At 44.6% G+C, this 18730-nt stretch carries 19 protein-coding genes; 3 read left to right on the forward strand and 16 right to left on the reverse strand.

Annotated elements, in window-relative coordinates; genetic code table 11:
• Nucleotides 1-3: 3 nt before the first annotated feature.
• The 7 genes from astD to rpe all read right to left on the reverse strand — a co-directional run bounded on the left by astD (nt 4) and on the right by rpe (nt 7805).
• Complete coding sequence (astD, locus tag ACOJRU_RS01850; RefSeq protein WP_421133370.1) at nt 4-1473, reverse strand: succinylglutamate-semialdehyde dehydrogenase; 1470 nt, start codon at nt 1471-1473, stop codon at nt 4-6.
• A gap of 16 nt (nt 1474-1489) precedes the next feature.
• Nucleotides 1490-2527, reverse strand: coding sequence for an arginine N-succinyltransferase (astA, locus tag ACOJRU_RS01855; RefSeq protein WP_421133371.1), 1038 nt, complete (start codon nt 2525-2527; stop codon nt 1490-1492).
• A gap of 25 nt (nt 2528-2552) precedes the next feature.
• The gene (locus ACOJRU_RS01860; RefSeq protein WP_421133372.1) at nt 2553-3761 is read right to left on the reverse strand and encodes an aspartate aminotransferase family protein; all 1209 of its coding nucleotides are present in this window, start codon (nt 3759-3761) and stop codon (nt 2553-2555) included.
• A gap of 431 nt (nt 3762-4192) precedes the next feature.
• A complete protein-coding gene (locus ACOJRU_RS01865) occupies nt 4193-5359 on the reverse strand; it encodes an HDOD domain-containing protein (protein WP_421133373.1) in 1167 nt (388 codons plus the stop codon).
• Nucleotides 5360-5475: 116 nt separating this feature from the next.
• A complete protein-coding gene (locus ACOJRU_RS01870; RefSeq protein ID WP_421133374.1) occupies nt 5476-6060 on the reverse strand; it encodes an anthranilate synthase component II in 585 nt (194 codons plus the stop codon).
• A 33-nt stretch (nt 6061-6093) separates the two neighbouring features.
• Nucleotides 6094-7101: a tryptophan--tRNA ligase gene (trpS, locus tag ACOJRU_RS01875; protein ID WP_421133375.1), complete on the reverse strand. Its 1008-nt coding sequence runs from the start codon at nt 7099-7101 to the stop codon at nt 6094-6096.
• 35 nt (nt 7102-7136) lie between these two features.
• On the reverse strand, nt 7137-7805 hold the full coding sequence (rpe, locus tag ACOJRU_RS01880) for a ribulose-phosphate 3-epimerase (protein ID WP_421133376.1): 669 nt from the start codon (nt 7803-7805) through the stop codon (nt 7137-7139).
• A 409-nt stretch (nt 7806-8214) separates the two neighbouring features.
• Between rpe and ACOJRU_RS01885 the strand changes: the two genes are divergently transcribed.
• From ACOJRU_RS01885 to ACOJRU_RS01895, 3 genes are all read left to right on the forward strand, one after another.
• The gene (locus ACOJRU_RS01885) at nt 8215-8937 is read left to right on the forward strand and encodes a TorF family putative porin (protein WP_421133377.1); all 723 of its coding nucleotides are present in this window, start codon (nt 8215-8217) and stop codon (nt 8935-8937) included.
• 139 nt (nt 8938-9076) lie between these two features.
• The gene (locus ACOJRU_RS01890) at nt 9077-9385 is read left to right on the forward strand and encodes a hypothetical protein (protein WP_421133378.1); all 309 of its coding nucleotides are present in this window, start codon (nt 9077-9079) and stop codon (nt 9383-9385) included.
• A gap of 2 nt (nt 9386-9387) precedes the next feature.
• Complete coding sequence (locus ACOJRU_RS01895) at nt 9388-9588, forward strand: DUF2970 domain-containing protein (RefSeq protein WP_421133379.1); 201 nt, start codon at nt 9388-9390, stop codon at nt 9586-9588.
• A gap of 3 nt (nt 9589-9591) precedes the next feature.
• On the opposite strand, the gene ACOJRU_RS01900 is transcribed toward ACOJRU_RS01895, so the two are convergent.
• From ACOJRU_RS01900 to pilM, 9 genes are all read right to left on the reverse strand, one after another.
• Nucleotides 9592-10497 carry a Dam family site-specific DNA-(adenine-N6)-methyltransferase gene (locus ACOJRU_RS01900; RefSeq protein ID WP_421133380.1) on the reverse strand — a complete coding sequence of 302 codons (906 nt, stop codon included), beginning with the start codon at nt 10495-10497 and terminating at the stop codon, nt 9592-9594.
• Nucleotides 10498-10759: 262 nt separating this feature from the next.
• Nucleotides 10760-12205: an SPOR domain-containing protein gene (locus tag ACOJRU_RS01905; RefSeq protein WP_421133381.1), complete on the reverse strand. Its 1446-nt coding sequence runs from the start codon at nt 12203-12205 to the stop codon at nt 10760-10762.
• An 89-nt stretch (nt 12206-12294) separates the two neighbouring features.
• Nucleotides 12295-13362, reverse strand: a complete 1068-nt coding sequence (gene aroB, locus ACOJRU_RS01910; RefSeq protein WP_421133382.1) for a 3-dehydroquinate synthase — start codon at nt 13360-13362, stop codon at nt 12295-12297.
• Nucleotides 13363-13393: 31 nt separating this feature from the next.
• On the reverse strand, nt 13394-13909 hold the full coding sequence (gene aroK, locus ACOJRU_RS01915) for a shikimate kinase AroK (protein ID WP_421133383.1): 516 nt from the start codon (nt 13907-13909) through the stop codon (nt 13394-13396).
• Nucleotides 13910-14177: 268 nt separating this feature from the next.
• Nucleotides 14178-15947, reverse strand: coding sequence for a type IV pilus secretin PilQ (locus ACOJRU_RS01920; protein WP_421133384.1), 1770 nt, complete (start codon nt 15945-15947; stop codon nt 14178-14180).
• Between the two features lie 4 nt (nt 15948-15951).
• The gene (locus ACOJRU_RS01925) at nt 15952-16476 is read right to left on the reverse strand and encodes a pilus assembly protein PilP (protein ID WP_421133385.1); all 525 of its coding nucleotides are present in this window, start codon (nt 16474-16476) and stop codon (nt 15952-15954) included.
• Nucleotides 16476-17087, reverse strand: a complete 612-nt coding sequence (locus ACOJRU_RS01930) for a type 4a pilus biogenesis protein PilO (RefSeq protein WP_421133386.1) — start codon at nt 17085-17087, stop codon at nt 16476-16478. The genes ACOJRU_RS01925 and ACOJRU_RS01930 overlap by 1 nt, the downstream gene beginning before the upstream one ends.
• The gene (locus ACOJRU_RS01935; protein WP_421133387.1) at nt 17087-17668 is read right to left on the reverse strand and encodes a PilN domain-containing protein; all 582 of its coding nucleotides are present in this window, start codon (nt 17666-17668) and stop codon (nt 17087-17089) included. Before ACOJRU_RS01935 ends, ACOJRU_RS01930 begins: the two co-directional genes overlap by 1 nt.
• A complete protein-coding gene (gene pilM, locus ACOJRU_RS01940; RefSeq protein ID WP_421133388.1) occupies nt 17656-18723 on the reverse strand; it encodes a type IV pilus assembly protein PilM in 1068 nt (355 codons plus the stop codon). Before pilM ends, ACOJRU_RS01935 begins: the two co-directional genes overlap by 13 nt.
• Nucleotides 18724-18730: the final 7 nt, after the last annotated feature.

Below are 18730 nucleotides of genomic sequence, written 5' to 3' on the forward strand. Positions count from 1 at the left end.
CGTCTACAGCGATAAACCAGGGCTTAACGCGCCAGGTAATGTGACTTTATCTAGCTCAACAGAGGCAACGGGATAGGCGCAATAATCTGCAGCATAAAACGCGCTTGCTCTGTGGTTTCCACTGTCACCAATGCCGCCAAATGGCGCAGCACTGCTTGCACCCGTAATGGGGCGGTTCCAGTTAACAATTCCTGCACGTATACGAGCGAAGAAATAGTTATAGTCTTCTTCACTATCACCAAGGAAACCTGCAGATAGCCCAAAGCTTGTGTTGTTCGCTTCTTTTATTGCAGCGTCAAAATCTGTATAGCGAATAACTTTCAGAAGCGGACCGAAGTGCTCTTCGTCTGGTAGCGCGCTTAGCATGTCGGTAACGTCGATGACTCCAGGCGTTGCAAACCCTTTTGCTTCATCCGGCTGAGTAAGCGGTAGTAATACCGTTGCTCCAAGTGATTCAAGCTGTTGTTGTGCACTTACCATCGCCGCTGCTGCGTTAGCAGAGATCATAGCGCCCATGAAAGGTTGCTCGTCGGCATCGTAGTCGTCAATAAGGATGTTTTTTGTCACTTCTATTAGCCGTGCTAATAGTGCATCGCCTTGTGCGTTTGCCGGTAAAAATAAACGGCGAGCACAAGTACAACGCTGGCCTGAAGTAACAAACGCTGACTGGACAATGTCGTGCACGGCGGCGTCAACATTTTCCACATCTTTAACGATAAGCGGGTTATTTCCGCCCATTTCTAGCGCGAGAATCTTTCCTGGATGCCCAGAGAATTGCTCATGCAACACTTTTCCTGTTCGTGAACTACCCGTAAAGAATAAGCCATCAATATCATTATGCGAGGCAAGTGCTTTACCGGTTTCTACTTCACCTTGAACAAGATTTAACACGCCTTTTGGAAGACCGGCTTCATCCCATAGCTTCACCATTTCTTGTGCAACCATAGGGGTTAAATCGCTAGGTTTGAAAACAAGGGTGTTGCCAGCAATCAGTGCAGGAACGATATGGCCATTAGGCAGGTGGCCTGGGAAATTGTATGGGCCAAACACCGCAACTACGCCGTGCGGCTTATGACGAATAAAGGCTTTACCAACGGGCATTGGATTTTCAACATTTCCTGTACGCTCGAAATACGCTTTTTCAGAAATGCCAATTTTGCCAATCATTGCGCCTACTTCTGTCGCCGTTTCCCATTCAGGTTTTCCGGTTTCTCTGGCAATGATTTTGGCAAGGTGCGCTTTGTTATCACTCAGCTTTTCACCGTATGCTTTAATAATCGATAAGCGTTCTTCTACGCGCTTCATGCTCCATGACGGTAACGCTTCGCGTGCAGCCGAAATGGCATTATCAATCTGCGCAGCAGTTGCAGATTTACCTTCCCAGATACTTACGTTTTTAGCTGGATCTATTGAAGTAAGCGGGTGACCTTCACCAGCAACCCATTCACCATTGATATAATGTGTATGTAGCATGTAGGGTATCCTTTAATTAATCTCTGAATTTAACGGGAGCGAATCGTACCGATTCTCCCTCTTTCACGTTGAGTGCCGCAGCGGTTTGACGAGATAGCACAACGACTTGCTTCTCTTCACTTACTGCGATTTCGGTTGCCACAGCGCGGAAATCAGAAATAGAGGTATTTATAATATAATGTGTCTGCCCTTGCGCCGCCGCGGTGTCATCAATGACAACCGGAAGCTTCTGGCTAGATTGTGCAGTTCTTATGTGGCTTAAATTTGCTTCCACCGTTGGGCCTGCATCAAAGATGTCAACGTACCCTCTACACCCAAACCCTTCTTCTTCAAGAAGTTGTAGTGCTGGGCGCGTTTTGTCGTGAACCTTTCCAATTACATCTTGCGCGTCTTTGCTTAGCAAATTCACGTAAATAGGATATTTAGGCATTAGCTCAGCAATAAATACCTTATTGCCAATACCGGTTAAGTAATCGGCAGTTGGAAAGTCCATCGAGAAAAAGTGGTCTTCAAGCCATTCCCAAAATGGCGAACGGCCTTCTTCATCGCTTACACCACGCATCTCAGCAATCACAGTTTCCGAGAAACGCTCACGGTGCTCCATCATAAATAAGAAGCGAACTTTAGAAAGGAAACGCCCATTTAGACCGCCTCGAGCTTGCTCACGCAAAAACAGGGTGCATATTTCTGTCACACCCGTGTAGTCATTACAAAAGGTGAGTATTTCAACCGTGTTATGAATATTGAGCTCGCGCGATGCATGTACCACTTTGCTTAAGTGGTAATGATAAAAAGCATCATCGATCCCTACGGCTGCCTCAATACCCGTCGTTCCCACTACTTCTCCGGTGGTAGTGTCTTCCATTACAAACAGGTAAGACTCATCGCCAGGGGCGGTAACGTTTTTTTGATTAAAGGCAGTTTCGGCACGAGTAATCTTGCGTTGCAATAGCTCGTCATTAACAGGGAGCGACGTGAAGCCGATCCCTGATTCAACAGCAATGTCGTGTAACGCTTGATAGTCAGCCTGTTTGATTGGGCGAATTATATTCATGTCCGCTTTCTCGACAGTTAAGAAATTATTCAGCGTTTACAACAGCTGCTATTGCTCGCTCAAAGCGTGCCAAACCCTCTTTAATGTCTTCATCAGGAATCACAAGCGATGGTGCAAAACGAATAACGTTCATACCTGCAATAAGACACATAAGGTTTTCATGCGTTGCCGCAGTCATAAATTCTTTTGCACGCCCGGCGTATTTTTCATTGAGCGCACAGCCCAATAACATGCCTTGACCGCGAACTTCGCTAAAGACATTATATTTTGCGTTAATTTCACCAAGTATTTCTCTGAACAACGCTTCTTTCTTAAGAACACCGTCTAACACTTCAGGCTGATTCACAACATCTAGTGCGCGCTCAGCAACTGCACAGGCCAATGGATTACCACCGTATGTGCTGCCGTGGGTGCCTGGCTTTAAGTGCTCAGCAATGTCTGCAGTGGTAAGCATTGCGCCAATTGGAAAGCCGCCGCCTAATGATTTTGCGGTAGTAAGAATATCCGGTGTTACACCAAGACCCATGTAAGCATACAGGTGACCAGTACGGCCAACCCCTGATTGCACTTCATCAAAAATTAGAAGGGCATTATGCTTGTCACAAAGCGCACGAACACCTTTAACAAAATCTACATCGGGTGGAATAATTCCGCCTTCGCCCTGTAATGGCTCCATCATAACGGCGCAGGTGTCGTCTGAGATCAGCGCTTCAAACGCAGCAAGATCATTGTAATCGCAGTGAGTAATCGCACCAGGTTTAGGACCAAAGCCGTCAGAGTAAGCCGCTTGGCCACCTACCGTTACCGTAAAGAAGGTACGGCCGTGAAAGCCTTTGTTAAACGCAATAATATTGTTCTTAGCTTCACCAAACTTATCAAGTGCCCAGCGGCGAGCAAGCTTAAGTGCAGCTTCGTTAGCTTCCGCACCCGAATTGGCAAAGTAAACCTTGTCAGCAAACGTAGCATCGGTCAGTTTCTTTGCTAAACGCAATGATGGCTCATTGGTGAACACATTACTTAGATGCCACAATTTATCGCCTTGTTCTTTAAGCGCACTAACAAGCTCTGGGTGACAATGTCCAAGTACATTTACTGCAATACCGCCTGCAAAGTCGATGTACTCGACGCCATCTTGATCCCATACGCGCGAACCTTCACCACGAACAGGAACCATACCTGCTGGGTTGTAGTTTGGCACCATAACATCATCAAATGTAGCGCGAGTTACTTTCATTTTTGTCACCTCTGCATTGGGCACCCTTCCTCACAGTGGGAGGTTCCAGGGTGCAAAAAATAAACTAATATTGCGCATAGTATGCCATTTCTATCAACAATTGTCTCGTTTGTAGTCGGCTCTAGCCCTTTATATACAAGGACTTTGGCTTAACTTGCACTAAAAGTGAATAACTATTTACTACTAAACAATATTCATTAGGAATAGACTAAAATAGCGGGGCAGAGCCTATCGAAAGCGGCAGATGTAAACGTGCTGTGAAATAGTCTTGATGAGAAAGTGCGCAATATTGGCCTGTTACTCACAGGGTTATTTCCCTGCATGAATATCCAATAAAAAAATTCTTATAAAGTAATGAGTGTTGGTTAAAAATTGCTCACCCTGCTGCTATTTGCCACAATAGGTAAGCAGTTCGAAGCAAGCTACCGTATTTATGTGTTGTTGTCAGTGCGAGTCAAAGGCAGCGTAAACACATCTATGAGTTTGAGCTTTTCTAATGCGCCTACCGGGAAGCATTGTCTTTTTATCATCGGTTTTATTTCGTCTACTTCAGTAGCACGAACCTGATGCATCATGCGTACCTTCGTATACAACCTTGCTTGTATCAATGTCTTCGCCAGCGAGCCGTCTTGAGCGGGATTACCTGAGGCAACGTCTCGCATTGCTCCAGCAATGAACAAACGTTTAAATAGCATGTGCTCGATGAGGTCGGCGGATAATGTGTCGGCGTAAATATCTTGTAATGAAATAATATGTTCAATTGATGGGGTTATAGAAACAAGTGCATCGTGTCTTCGCTGCTCTTGGTTACGAACACATTCTTCCAGCAAATGACGCTGCACTTTGTTAAATAAGCGAAAATACAACCTGACGATCGCACACCGACCTAGATAACTTAACATGCCTAATGTGTAACTTTGCGTGCTATTAATAGTGTTGAATGTGCTCAGGTGCATCGAGGTAACGCCCGTCCCAATCCCGTACTGTGACATTTTTTGTTTAAATAAAGGGTAGGGGTCGGTTACCTGAGGCATGGCGCGTTTGAGTATTAGGGAAGGAATCAGTAGGCGTAAATTTTCAATGCCCAAAAAGCTCAATGCGGTTCGTAATGATTCAACCACAATAACCTTTCCTCTTGCGTCCTTGCGACGAAATGTCGGCGTATTAACGGTTTGGAGCAAGTCATCATGTAGCCAAGGCACGTCACAGACATGAGGTTCTATTTTTGATATGGACGCCGCTCGCACTGAAAGCGCATCAAGTAACGGCGATAGCGCATCGTTAAGATTGAGTGTTTTGGAAAAAATATCGTCAGTGAAGGTGACGTGTTCTGCCATTTCTTCAGCGATAAGTTTATGAAGAAAGCCCTTCACCTTTTCTTTGTAGGCGGCATCATTAGCAAACTTCACTCGCTTGCTGGCAATCGCTACTTTTTCAACGTGCAATAACTCCCGACGGGCATAACTTTGCTCCGATTGCTCAAAGCTTACCTGTCCAGGCTTTTGCTTTCTGATCATTTGAAATAGATTATCGGGAGACACCACTAACGTTTCAAACCGATTATTGAAGGATAACACGCTGCTTTCACCACTTATCATTGCTTACGAACTCCTAAACCCACGCCTGCGATAAGTACATTATCGGTGGTATTACGGTATGGATTGTTATCGGCAGCTTCAGATAAAAGTTAACGCTTTCCTGCCGTTAGCATGTTTTATGTGGATGTACTTTTCAAAAAGGCGTTTAACACCTCGTGACCGTATTGGGTAAGTAAAGACTCGGGATGAAATTGCACTCCCCAAATAGGTAGAGAGATATGAGAAAATGCCATTATTTCTCGTTGGTTATCATCTGTTTCACACCACGCATCGATTTTCATACAGGAAGGAATACTTTCGGGCGCAAGTACGAGAGAGTGATAACGAGTAACGTCGAAAGGTGAAGGTAGGTGCGCAAATAGTCCGGTGTGCTCATGAAATAATGATGAAACCTTGCCATGCTTTATTTCTTTAGCGCCAACGACCTTTGCGCCAAACACCTGTCCAATGGCTTGGTGGCCTAGACATACTCCCAAAATGGGAAGTGTGCCCTTAAAGTGTTCAATAGCACGAAGGCTTATCCCTGCCTCATTAGGTGTACACGGCCCAGGAGATATCACCAAATGCTCAGGTGCCAGCGCTTCAATTTCTTCAAGCGTGATGGCATTGTTTCTGACTACCTTTACGTTACAACCTAGTTCGGTGAAGTACCGAGCTAGGTTGTGTGTAAACGAATCAAAGTTATCAATAAGAAGCAGCACGGATACGGCCTAGGTGTTTGTGTCAGAAAAAGACTACGGCTTTTTAATAAAACCAACCGCGTCATAGACTTTCTGTAATGTCACGGCGGCTCGTTCAGAGGCTTTGTCTGCGCCGTTTTTCATTACTTCGTCAAGGTAGGCTCTGTCTTGTCGAATCTCAGTGTAGCGCTGCTGAATAGGCGATAGTAAAGCGACAACTGCCTCGGCAACGTCACCTTTTAAGTGGCCATACATTTTATCTTCGTATTCTGGCACTAACGCGTCAACCGACTTGCCAGTAGATAACGAAAGCAGGGTAAGTAAGTTCGATACGCCAGGTTTTTCCTGAGGGTTGAAATATATATTGGCCTGTTCGTCAGAGTCTGTCACCGCACGTTTAATTTTTTTCGTCAGCTTTTTCGTGTCTTCAAGCAAGCCAATAAAATTGTTCGGGTTGGTATCAGATTTAGACATCTTCCTTTCGGGTTCCTGAAGGCTCATGATGCGCGCGCCAAATTCTGGAATATAAGGATCGGGTAAGCGAAATACATCACCGTAAAGGTTATTCATACGCGTAGCGATGTCACGTGTAAGTTCTAAATGCTGCTTTTGATCTTCACCAACAGGAACTTTATCAGCTTGATATATTAAGATATCAGCAGCTTGCAATACAGGGTAACTGTAAAGGCCGACATTAATATTGCTTTCGTTTTTCGCAGACTTATCTTTAAACTGTGTCATACGATTAAGCTCACCCATTTGGGTGTAACAGTTTAGTACCCATGAAAGCTGGGCGTGCTCAGGTACATGAGACTGAACAAAAAGCGTGCTCTTTTGTGGGTCGATGCCACATGCTAAATAAAGAGCAAGACCATCTAGGCATGCTTCAAAGAGCTGCTTTGGGTCTTGTCTAAGGGTAATCGCATGCAAATCAACGAGCATGTAAAGACAGTCATGGTCATCTTGCATTGAGACCCACTGTTTCAGTGCGCCCATATAATTACCTAGGGTCAATTGCCCTGAAGGCTGACAGCCGCTTAATACAATGGGTTTGTTACTCATAATGCTTACCTGTAGTGATTAAATAGTATTGTGTGTTAAAGATGAGACAATTGTGCGCGCATATCATCAATCACGGCGCGATAGTCATCGTTAGAAAATATGGCCGAACCTGCAACAAACATATCTGCGCCTGCTTCCGCAATCTCGCGAATATTATCGACTTTAACGCCACCGTCAATTTCTATTCTGATATCTCGTCCACTTGCGATGACTCGCTGTTTCACCTGGCGTACCTTGTCTAACGTAGTAGGGATAAATTTCTGTCCACCAAAGCCCGGGTTCACTGACATAAGAAGAATGTGGTGCAGTTTATCCATGACGTGATCTAAGCAATGTAATGAAGTCGCCGGATTAAGCACTAAACCGGGTTTACACCCTTCGTCAATGATAAGCTGTAATGAACGGTCGACATGCTCTGACGCTTCAGGATGAAAACTAATATAGGACGCGCCTGCTTGCGCAAACTTGCTAATAAGATCATCAACCGGTTTTACCATTAAATGAACGTCGATAGGGGCGGTAATTCCGTACTTTCTTAATGCTTCACAAATCATCGGTCCAAACGTCAAGTTTGGAACATAGTGATTGTCCATCACGTCAAAATGAACAACATCAGCGCCCGCATCCAGCACTTTTTCTACGTCTTTGCCTAGTCTTGCAAAATCGGCTGACAGAATGGATGGCGCAATTAAAAACGGTTTCATGATGTGTCCCTTAATAACGTGCTTATTAGCTAATGCTAAAAATGAATCCGGAGTGTAGCGAAATCTTGGGCATGAAAAAAGCGAAAGCCTACGATTGTGCCTAGCTTTTTCGTTTTTACCCACATAGTGGGTAATGGCCAAGGTGGCGCAAACCACTGCGTCAGCGTGCGCTATTTTGGGGAGTGCGCGTTATCATGGTGCATTTTTATGCACGACATGTGCATTCTTAGTTATGGTATAGTTTCGTTGTTTTTGGGAAAATGCTTATTTATCAATGGCTTAGTTGCTTTTGTTCGCTTTTGGTGAAAGCTGGATAAATGGGCATCGGTTTTGCGTAGTAGTGTTTAAACATAAGAATAATTAGACAGAAAAATCTAAATACAAATTAAAACACTACTGGAGAACACACATGAACGCATCAATGAAGAAAACGGTACTAGCCGTCGCGCTGACATCAGCTACATTACTGGCGTCTGCGCCTTCTTATGCTGAGCTTACTGCTAATGCAAGCGTAACAAGCAACTATATCTGGCGTGGTTTAACACAAACTACCAACGATGCTGCAGTACAAGGTGGCATAGATTACGCTCACGAAGGCGGTTTCTATGCAGGTACATGGGTATCGAATGTAAACTACGGTGCAGACGATGTGTACTCATACGAGCACGATGTTTATTTTGGTTTCTCGGGTGAATCTGGTGATATTGCTTACGATATCGGTTACTTGTACTACAACTACGACGACGAAGCTAACTTTGACTTCGCCGAAGTATACGGTTCACTTGGCTACGGCGGTTTAAGCGCAACACTTTCATTGCTTGCACACACAGAAGCAGATGAAGGCGAAGGTCGCGACTACGGGTTTGGTAAAGCATCGTACTTGTCAGTTGACTACGGCATGCCAGTTTTTAACGGCGCAGAGCTTGGGCTTCATGTAGGTTACCATCAGGGTGATTTTGCAGAAGACTTCAATGGCGTACCAGATGGTTATGCAGATTGGGGTATTTCATTATCAAAAGACGGCTTTAGCTTTGCTGTAACTGGTACTGACCTTGATGATACAGGCGCTGACGCATACGATAACGATTCAGTTAAATTTGCGGTAAGTTACTCAATCGACTTCGAGTTATAAGCTATTGCTTAATAAGCCTTTTTAGTGCTAATTATAAAACCCAAAGTAAGTACTTTGGGTTTTTTATTTTTCCCCTTGTCCAAATTAATAATAGGGTTATAATGAGGCTATATTTTAATCGAATACACAGGTTTTCAGGATGAAAATACTCCCTATTTGTGCAGTAATCAGCGCCGTTGCTCTTTCCGGTATTACGCTGTTGTCTCGTGCTGACGCTGGGTTGTCTGTGTGTGAGTTTCAGCCAGTAACTACCTTTAACCCCAAGTTACCTGCTAGTCACATTCAAAATCAATGTGCTCGCTACAAAGACGGCGTTGAAGAAGTAAGTTGGTTATCATGGCTTGCTGGCAAGTCGCCTTCGTTTCAATTTCATTTTCTAGATTTGCTGGAATTACTGCATAGCGATGACGCTAGCAGTGACTTCTCACAACCCACAAAAGATTCGTAGTCATGCAAGTGCAATCGGGTACCAGCTTTTGGTCCGTTGTTGGAAGTGTGCTCGCGAGCTTGTTTGGTGTCCAAAGTCAGAAGAATTATGAGCGTGACTTTACAAAAGGTACGTTCATTAGTTTTGCTGTGTTTGGTGTTATATTCGTAGTGTTATTCGTGATTGGTTTAATGACGTTTGTGAAATGGTACGCAGGCGCTTAAAAACTACTTTGCTTTTACGTGTTTAACTCTTCTCTGCCCCCTTGTTGACGGTCTTTTACTCGTTCCCTTTATTCTCAGTTTGGCTTCACTTGCGTCGAACAATGCAAGAATTTCACTGACTGGTTTTCTATTTGCGCCATTTTGACTAATGGAGCGTTTTACCGACAGCATTGAGATGTCAGCGCCAACATACAAGTTTCTTGTTAGCGGCAGGTCGTGATTAGAGATTAGCACGGGAATACCTCGCTTGCTTGATGTGTCGATAGCAAGCTCGGCTAACGCCACCTGAGAATCTTGGCCAAAACTATGTGACGCATAGCTCGTAAAAGCAGCGGTTTTGCTTAACGGTGCGTAAGGAGGATCACAATAAATAACATTGCCCCGTCTGGCCCGTGTAAATACTTGCTCGAAAGGGAGGCAGGTGAACGTTGCTTTTTGTGACTTCTCTGAGAAGAAAAACATTTCATGCTCAGGGAAGTAAGGTTTTTTATAGCGCCCGAAAGGTACATTGAACTTACCGGATAAGCTGTATCGACAGAGGCCATTGTAGCCGTGCCTATTTAGATATAAAAATAAGATGGCCCGGTAATATTCATCTTGCGTGGCATTAAATTCTTCCCTTAACGCATAGTACATACTTTCTTCGTTTCGTTTCGCACAAAAAAAGTCTTTAGCATCATGAATAAGCGCATCGGGCTGCGCTTTCAAAAAATTGTAGAGGTTAATCAGATCAGGGTTTATATCGTTAAGCAAATAGCGTTTGTACTGGGTGTTTAAAAACACTGAGCCCGCGCCGACAAACGGTTCAATAAGTTTGTTCGCTTGGGGTAATCTTGCTTGAATATGCTCAACCAAGCTGTACTTGCCACCCGCCCATTTTAAAAATGCGCGGTTCTTTTTTTGCGTCATGCGTTAATGTTACTACCTGAACGGAGCCTGTTGGTGAACGCTCCGATTATTGCCGTACCCGGTGCATTATGAAGTAATGACGATAATGAAAAAGCAAGCGCCACACTAAAGGTAGATTGTAACTTTCATCGTATCGGGCGACAACCGGCAAACGCAAAGCATTCAAATTTTATTGTTATATGCGTCGTTTTCGCGTGAAACATACACAAAATCTAGCTTACACTCGCCGTTAGCTGCGTTAATACGGTGGTAATGTCGAGCGTTATTGCTCTGATAACTCCTTCATCACCTGTACACCAGATTTTATAAATGCATCATTTTTACCAGGGTATGTTGGCAGTGTCTTCATAGCATCGCGCGCTTCGCCCTGGGATGAAAAGAGTTGATGAAAAATGATAACGTACCAATTCCCACCATATCGTTGAGTGGTATATACACGGGTAACATTGGATAGTTGATAGTCTTCGATAAACTCGTCAACCACGGTTCTATCTTTCATGGCGACCATCTGAATGACAAACTGCTCAGAGGTTATCCAAGAAGCTTGTGTATCACTGATAGTCGGCGGCAAAGCGCTATCATCAAGCAGTAATGCTGCATCATCGTTAATCGCAGGCGCTTGTATAGCAGTACGCTCAGGCTGTTGCAGAGTGTTAGTCGGTGTTACTACTTCTTCGGTATCGTTAAGGGTAGTATCCTCAGCGATAGTACTCTCAGCGATAGTGCCGGCTAAGGCCGTATCATTACTGTCGGTGTCGGCTTGATTCTCAATCGCCTCTTGCCAGTCGGTTACGAGTTTATCGGTACCTTGTTGATTGGAGACGATTTCTATCGTTGGGTTGCTGCTACCACTGGGCTGCTGCGTTTCGATTGGGAGGGGATCGATAACATCATCGATGCTGTCCTCAAGCGCAGCGACGTTGGCATAGGCTGAGCCTGGCGTTACCGATGGTTTTTCGTCTACCGTCTCCTCGCTCTCAATGGGCTCGAATAACGAAGAAATTCGAGCGCCATACTGCCACGTTACTAAGCCTAAAAAAGTCAGTGAAAACACTACCAGCAACGACAACATGATGGCTTTCGACTTAAGAGGGTTAGTCGGCCTATCTAGAACGGCTAATGCTTTGCGTTTATCCAAATGTGCTTGAAACGCCTCGCGTCGTTCAGCAATCATTTTATCTAATGTTGATGAAGGAGTAGCAAGCGCCGCGTCGGCATTCACCGATTGACTACTAATCAGAAGTGGCGTGTCATTATTTTTAGCAGGAAGCCACTGCTTTGCTTTTTCGGCCCACCGACTATCACCAAAAAGAAGTACATTTAGGTGCTGTTTGTTTCCGGCCTGCCGGCTTTGCAGTACCACATCCCACAGTTCTTGAAGTAGGGTGTCTGAAATGAACTGAGCTTGCGTGATAGCAAGCAATATAGGGCCTTCGTGATGGTTTAAAGGACTAAGAAGCTCACGCAAAGGTCGAACATAACTTCCTACAACTTGACCAAGTAATTGCCTACAAAGTTGTCGACGATAATCTGAAATATCCATACCTTCTTGTGCAGTAAGGTAGGCAATTTCAGTATCATCGTGCTGCTGAAAAACAAACGCGTCGAGGGTTTTCTGTTGCTCTGCAATAGAGTCGCCGCTGACAAAAATCAGTTGAGAAGAATAATTAACAAGATATTCGAGCCGCTCATGCAATTCACTATGCATGGGTATTTCTTTTATTCATGGCGTTCACTACCTGCTAGCAAACCTATGGTCACGAACGATGTGGGAGTCGCCCGGCCTTTTTCTATAGGTTAGGACAATATTGTCGTTAGGATATCGTCCGTAACGGATTTTGTAACAACAGCAGCGCCAATCGATTGAGGAAGTACAAAGCGAATTTGGCCAGCTTCAACTTTTTTATCGCGCTTCATGTGTTTCATGTAGTCGCTTTTTCCCATCGAGGATGGGCCTTTAACAGGAAGCGAAAATACAGTGAACAATGCTTTCACACGCTGAGTTTCTGACGGTGTCATCCATTCAAGTTGTTCTGCTGCTAAACATGCAATTACAGTACCCGCCGCAACAGCTTCGCCGTGAAGCCAGTTTCCATAACCTTGTTCCGCTTCAATCGCGTGACCGAAAGTATGCCCAAGATTAAGGATGGCTCTTAGCCCTCCCTCTCGCTCATCTTTTGCAACAACGTCTGCTTTGATGGTGCAACAGCGATGAATAGCAATAGAAATAGTAGTGTCATCTAGCGCTTTTAACGACGCGGCATGCTGTTCAAGCCAGTCGAAAAAATCACTATCATAAATAATACCGTACTTCACTACTTCCGCCATTCCTGCCGCAAACTCTCTTGCCGGTAAGGTAGACAAGGTGGTGGTATCAATGGCAACAAAAACAGGTTGATAGAACGCACCTATCATGTTTTTACCCAGCGGATGATTAACCGCGGTTTTGCCGCCTACTGATGAATCAACTTGAGATAGCAGCGTTGTCGGTACTTGGATGAATGGCACACCCCGTTGATAGGTTGCTGCAACGAAACCACACAAATCTCCGATAACACCGCCGCCAAGTGCAATAAGTGTAGTATCACGAGCTGCATTGAGTTCAAGCAGGCGTGTCATTACCACATTGAATTGTTCAAGGCTTTTATACTGCTCACCATCAGGAAGAATAATGGTCTCTACGTGAACGTCACCGCAGGCCTGTATTGCCTTTTCTAGGTAAAGAGGGGCTACAGTCTCATTAGTAACGACGACCGCAAGGGGGCCTTTAATATAAGATCTAAAAAGGCCAGATTGCGAAAGCAAGCCGGCCTCTATCTGTATTGGATAGCTACGATCGCCAAGTTCCACAGTTAAGGTTGACATGGGCGTAGCACCTCCATTTACATTTTATATTTTATAAACCAATTTTACCGATAATCTGATTCGCAACTGCACGAGCAGATTGATCGTCAGTATCTACAACATAGTCTGCAACTTCTTCATACATCGGGTTGCGTGACTCTGCAAGGTCGCGAAGCACTTGCTCTGGATCACTGTTTTGAAGTAATGGGCGACGCTTGTCTCGTTGTGTACGCGCAACTTGCTTATCGATGGTCGTTTGAAGATAAACCACAATGCCGCGGGCAGATAAACGATTGCGAACAGCCTTAGTGACAATAGAGCCACCACCTGTTGCAAGCACAATACCTTGCTTGTCTGTTAAATCATTAATAACGCCTTCTTCGCGCTTGCGGAATCCGTCTTCGCCTTCAAGGTCGAAGATCCAGGCAATATCAGCACCAGTACGGCGCTCGATTTCCTGATCAGAATCATAGAAGTCTAGGTGAAGTTCGTCTGCTAGGTGTCTACCAATCGTGCTTTTACCAGCACCCATTGGGCCAACCAAAAAGATATTACGTTTTTCAGCCATATTTGCTTATATCACAACTTAATCATGTTAGGGGCATGAACTGTTGTCTTACCAGCCTACCCATTGACTCGTGCCTATTCAATGTCCAATAAGCACTACTCCTTAAACCTCGTTAAAATTTCGAGGCGGGGATTATCTCAGTTTCATGCAAGGCTATGCAAGTGTTGTTACCAACAAATAGCGCATACGTGTAAATTTGAACGAAAAAAAATGAAATGAGACGGATTATGCGCGTGAAAAACGCATAATCCGGTACGAATGAATAAACTTAGGGGCGTTCTGTAGTTATTTTGGGCGTTACAAAAATGAGTAATTCACGCTTTTGCTGTAACTGAGAGGTGTTTCTAAACAATGCACCTACCAGCGGAAGGTCACCAAACAATGGAACTTTTGTCACGCCATCAGAACTGGTTTGCTGAAAGATACCACCAAGTACAATTGTTTCTCCGTTATCGACCAGTACCTGGGTTTTAATTTCTTGAGTGTCAATTGCCACCGCATCGCCCGTCGAGGTAGACACTGTCTCACCGCGTGTATCTTGTGTTACCACTAAATCGAGGATAATCCGATTATCAGGCGTAATGTGCGGCGTTACTTTTAAAGACAATACTGCCTTTTTAAATTCTACTGATGTTGCACCGCTAGATGTGGCTTGAACGTAAGGGATTTCAGTCCCTTGTTCAATATACGCTTCCTGCTGATTGGCAACCGTAATGCGCGGACTGGCAATAATTTCACCTTTGTTTTCAGACTCAAGCGCAGAAAGTTCTAAATCAAGAATGGTTCCATCAACCAAGCTTGCCACTTGAAAACCAATGGTGCCCGCTGCACTGGTAACCGGTAGGTTGACGTTCAATCTGTCAGTGATGCTTGGTACTGTACCGCCAGCAATGGTGTTAGCTCCTTCAATGCTGCCTGAAACGCCATTATCATCTTGTTTATCACTAAAACCCCAGCGTACGCCAAGTTGTTCATCGACGTTATCCAGTACTGTTACCATTCTGCTTTCAATCAGTACTTGTTTAACGGGTACATCAAGTGCGTCAATCATCTTGCGGGCTTCGTCAATCGAAGGAAGGGTATCGCGAATAAGCAATGTATTGGTTCGCTCGTCAACAGTGACTGCGCCACGTTCTGACAAAATACCGCCGTCTGTCGATTTCAAAATAGTGGCAAGCGACGCAGCTTTCGCGTAGTTAATGGCAATATTCACCGTCTGAAGGGGGGCGAGGTCTGAGACTTGTTTTTTAGATTGCAGTGCTTGTGTTTCTCTAGCCGCAAGCTCCTCTTGTGGCGCAATTAATAATATATTGCCGTCTAAACGCTTATCTAAGCCTTTAACTCGCAGGATCATCTCAAGCGCCTGATCCCAAGGAACGCCGGAAAGGCTAATCGTAACATTACCGGTTACGGTGTCGGTGGTCACTAAATTAAAGCCATTAACCTGAGCGATAATTTGCAAAACTTGGCGGACAGGAACATCTTGAAAATCAAGAGAAATTGGTTCGCCTTGGTATTTGCTTTTTGCAGCTAGCTCTTCTTGAGCTGCTTCACTCATAGGTTCAATTTCTATTGATAAAACATCATTTTCTATATTGTGACGAGCAAGTACGTTGCCGTCATAACGCACCTCAATACGCACGTCATTACCATCTTGGAAGGTTTCAATGGCCGACACGGGGGTGGCAAACTCAACCACGTTAAGCTCCACTAATTGGTCATCAGCCAGAACCGTATTTTCTAACGTCACAGTCACTTTCCCTTGTGACTCAACAAGCTGTGGAGAGGGTTTGTTGCCGCTAAACGTTACCGTAGTAATGCCCATTCGGTTAACGTCTCGGGTAAAGTCGATATGTGTGATATCAGTGATACTTTCAGCCTGTTTCGTCGCATCAGGGTCGAACAATACGTTCTCTTGTGCATTCGCTGAAGAAGTAAAAAACGGCACTGCGCAGAGCACTGCCAAGATACCGGTAAGCCAGTACAATCGCGAAGTACGGCGATTAAGGGACTTATTAAAAATATAACGCTCAGCCATTATCTTACTCTCCTGACGTTGATGCGGTGACCAACGTGGTATCTTTCTGTTGCCAGCAACCTGCGCCATCAGGTATTAACTGCTCAATGGTAATTGAATTTTTTGTTATGGTTGTTACTTTCCCGTAGAACAGGCCTACGCGACTACCACGTTTAATTTTATGCAGCTTCCCGTCATTGCTGCGTATAAGCGCCCATTGCACACCGTTACTTTTGTAATTGCCTGTAAGTGCAAGTGCATCAAGTCCATAACTCTCAAGCTTTTGTTTGGTGCGTTGGAAGTCGGGTTGCGTACAGTTCGCTTGACGAGCTTGCGTAACGGGAGCGGTTTTATCTTTGGGCTTTATAAACGGGCTACGCAGATTTTGCGCACTGTAGGTAAACGGAGGGTGACTTTCAAACTCCGGATACGGCTCAATTCTGACTACAGCAGTGCTTTTTACATTCTCAGTATAGCCCTGCAGGTCGTCAAGCTTAGGTGAGCAAGCAGTAACAAGCAACATCACAGGCAATAACCATACAATACGCATTATTGTTTCTCCGTGACTTGCAACGAGCTATTCTCAGATCGATAGGTCTTTGCTTGTAATTTTAATGACAGCGTGTTGCCATTACGCGCTAAGTCAAAATCGTGAAGCGTAACAATACGTGGTAAGTCGGCTACTTTAGAGACAAATTCGCCAAAGTTATGATAGCCACCGCTTACTTCCATTTCGATGGGCAGTTCAGTATAAAACTCTTTCGGAATTTCCTGCTGCCAGTTAAGCAGTTCAAAGGTAAGCCCCGACGTGGTGCCTCCATACGTTATGTCATCAAGTAGCCCTGGGGTTTCATTACTGGTGGGCAAGCTTTTAAGCATGCTCGAAAAGTCTTTCTCTATTCGCGCTAACTGTTCTTTATACGCCTCAAGGTTAACTGCAATTCGGTATTTAGCCTCAAATTGTAGCTTTAGTTCTTGCTCTTTCAGTTCAGCGGCATCAAGTACAGGTAACTTAGGACTTACAAGCAAGTAGTAGCTAAGTGCACCAATAACAATTGCCACAAACACTGCCACAACAATACGTATCTCTTTGGGCCAAATTGCAATTTGCTCAAAGTCGAGTTCGTTCAGTTCTTTTAGTTTTGATACGTCAAATTTCATTAGTTGCTTGCTCCATTACTGGCTTTTCCCAAAGGCGCAACGGTAGGGCTAATTAAAAACGTTAACGTAAAGCTGCTGATAGCGCGGGCTGAAGCACTATCTGACTTAATTGATGATAGTTCTGCCGATACGAAGACGTCAGAAGCATCAAGTGCCCGCATAAAATCCGATAAATGGTTGTTAGAATCGCTAATGCCTTCTATCTCGACGCGATTGCCAACGCGTTTCATACTTTCAAACGCCACCCCTTGCGGTACAAGTTTGGCGAGTTCGTTAAATACGACCGGTGCGACATTACGGCTAGCTTGCAGCTGTTCGATTAACGCCATTCTTTGCTCAATTGCACTTTTGCTGTCTTTAACTTTTTGGATTTCTGCTATCTGCGCATCAAGTAAGGCAATCTCGTTGGTGAGAAATTGGTTACGCGAGTTTTGATGGCTAATTTGTTGGTCAATTGCTTGACCTACAAACCAAAATGCCAAGCCCACGATTGCCGCAACCGCTAACAACCCCATTAAGTATTGCTGCTTTTGGTATTGACGCTGTTTCTCGCGCCAAGGAAGTAGGTTTACATGTGCCATGGTGAAAAGCTCCTACTTGCCAGGCCTGCGGCTATCGAAAGCTGCGGAGCAATGGTTGCAAGCCTGTCGGTATCGAGTTTAGGGTTGATGGTTAACCCTTTAAACGGATTAAATATTTCGATATCAATACCAAGGTCTTGCTGCAAAATGTCGACAAGGGGCGCTATGGTTGCCGCGCCGCCAGATAGTAAAATTTTCTCGGGGCGTGTCGCATGTAGCGTACTTATATACATTTGTAATGCACGATTAATATTCTGTTGAAGGTTCGCAGCAAACACAGGAAGGGCGTCTTCCGTCCACGACGAAGGAAGCGTACCGTCTAATAATTGTGTCTCGGCGTCATCTCGTTCAAGCATGTGAATAGCACTAATATCACTAATCAATTGGTTGAGGCCAAACGCATGCTCTTTGTTATAAATAACATTCCCATTTTTCCATACACAAATTTGCAGTAACGATGCGCCCACATTAACACTGCATATCGACGTGTCTTCATTCACGTCGCCATAGAAAAAATCAATGGCGTTGCCAATGGCATAGTTTTCCACGTCAACGATTTTGGGTTCAAAGTTTGCTTCTCTTGCAAGCAATAAGCGGCTATCAACAAGGTCTTTATGGGCAGCGGTCAACAATACGTTTACTTTTCCTGTATGCGTAGCGCTGGGGCCGAGTTCTTCAAAATCTAAATAAACTTCTTCAAGGGGGTATGGAATGAGGCTGTCTGCTTCAATTTCGATTTGTGTTTCTAGCTCAAAATCGTTCTGATCTGGGTCCATATAAACAATCTTGCTTATTACGGAGGTACCCGCAACGGCAATGTTTGCCTGCTTTAGCTTGGTTTTTAAACTCTTACGAACCTTTTTCAATGCAACGCTGACCGCTTCGTAATCTTTAACTTCTCGTTCTGAGAACGCTGTCTTCTTTATTGGCTCGCACGCGAACGCCTGCAACACATATCCTTTATCGGATTGTTCTAATAATACCGCTTTTATTTGACGCGTGCCTATATCTAATCCCACAATGGGGGGCAGCTTTTTTTTGAACAGCGATTTCATCTAATTA

The organism is Alteromonas algae (assembly GCF_049117195.1).
GTDB lineage: Bacteria > Pseudomonadota > Gammaproteobacteria > Enterobacterales > Alteromonadaceae > Alteromonas.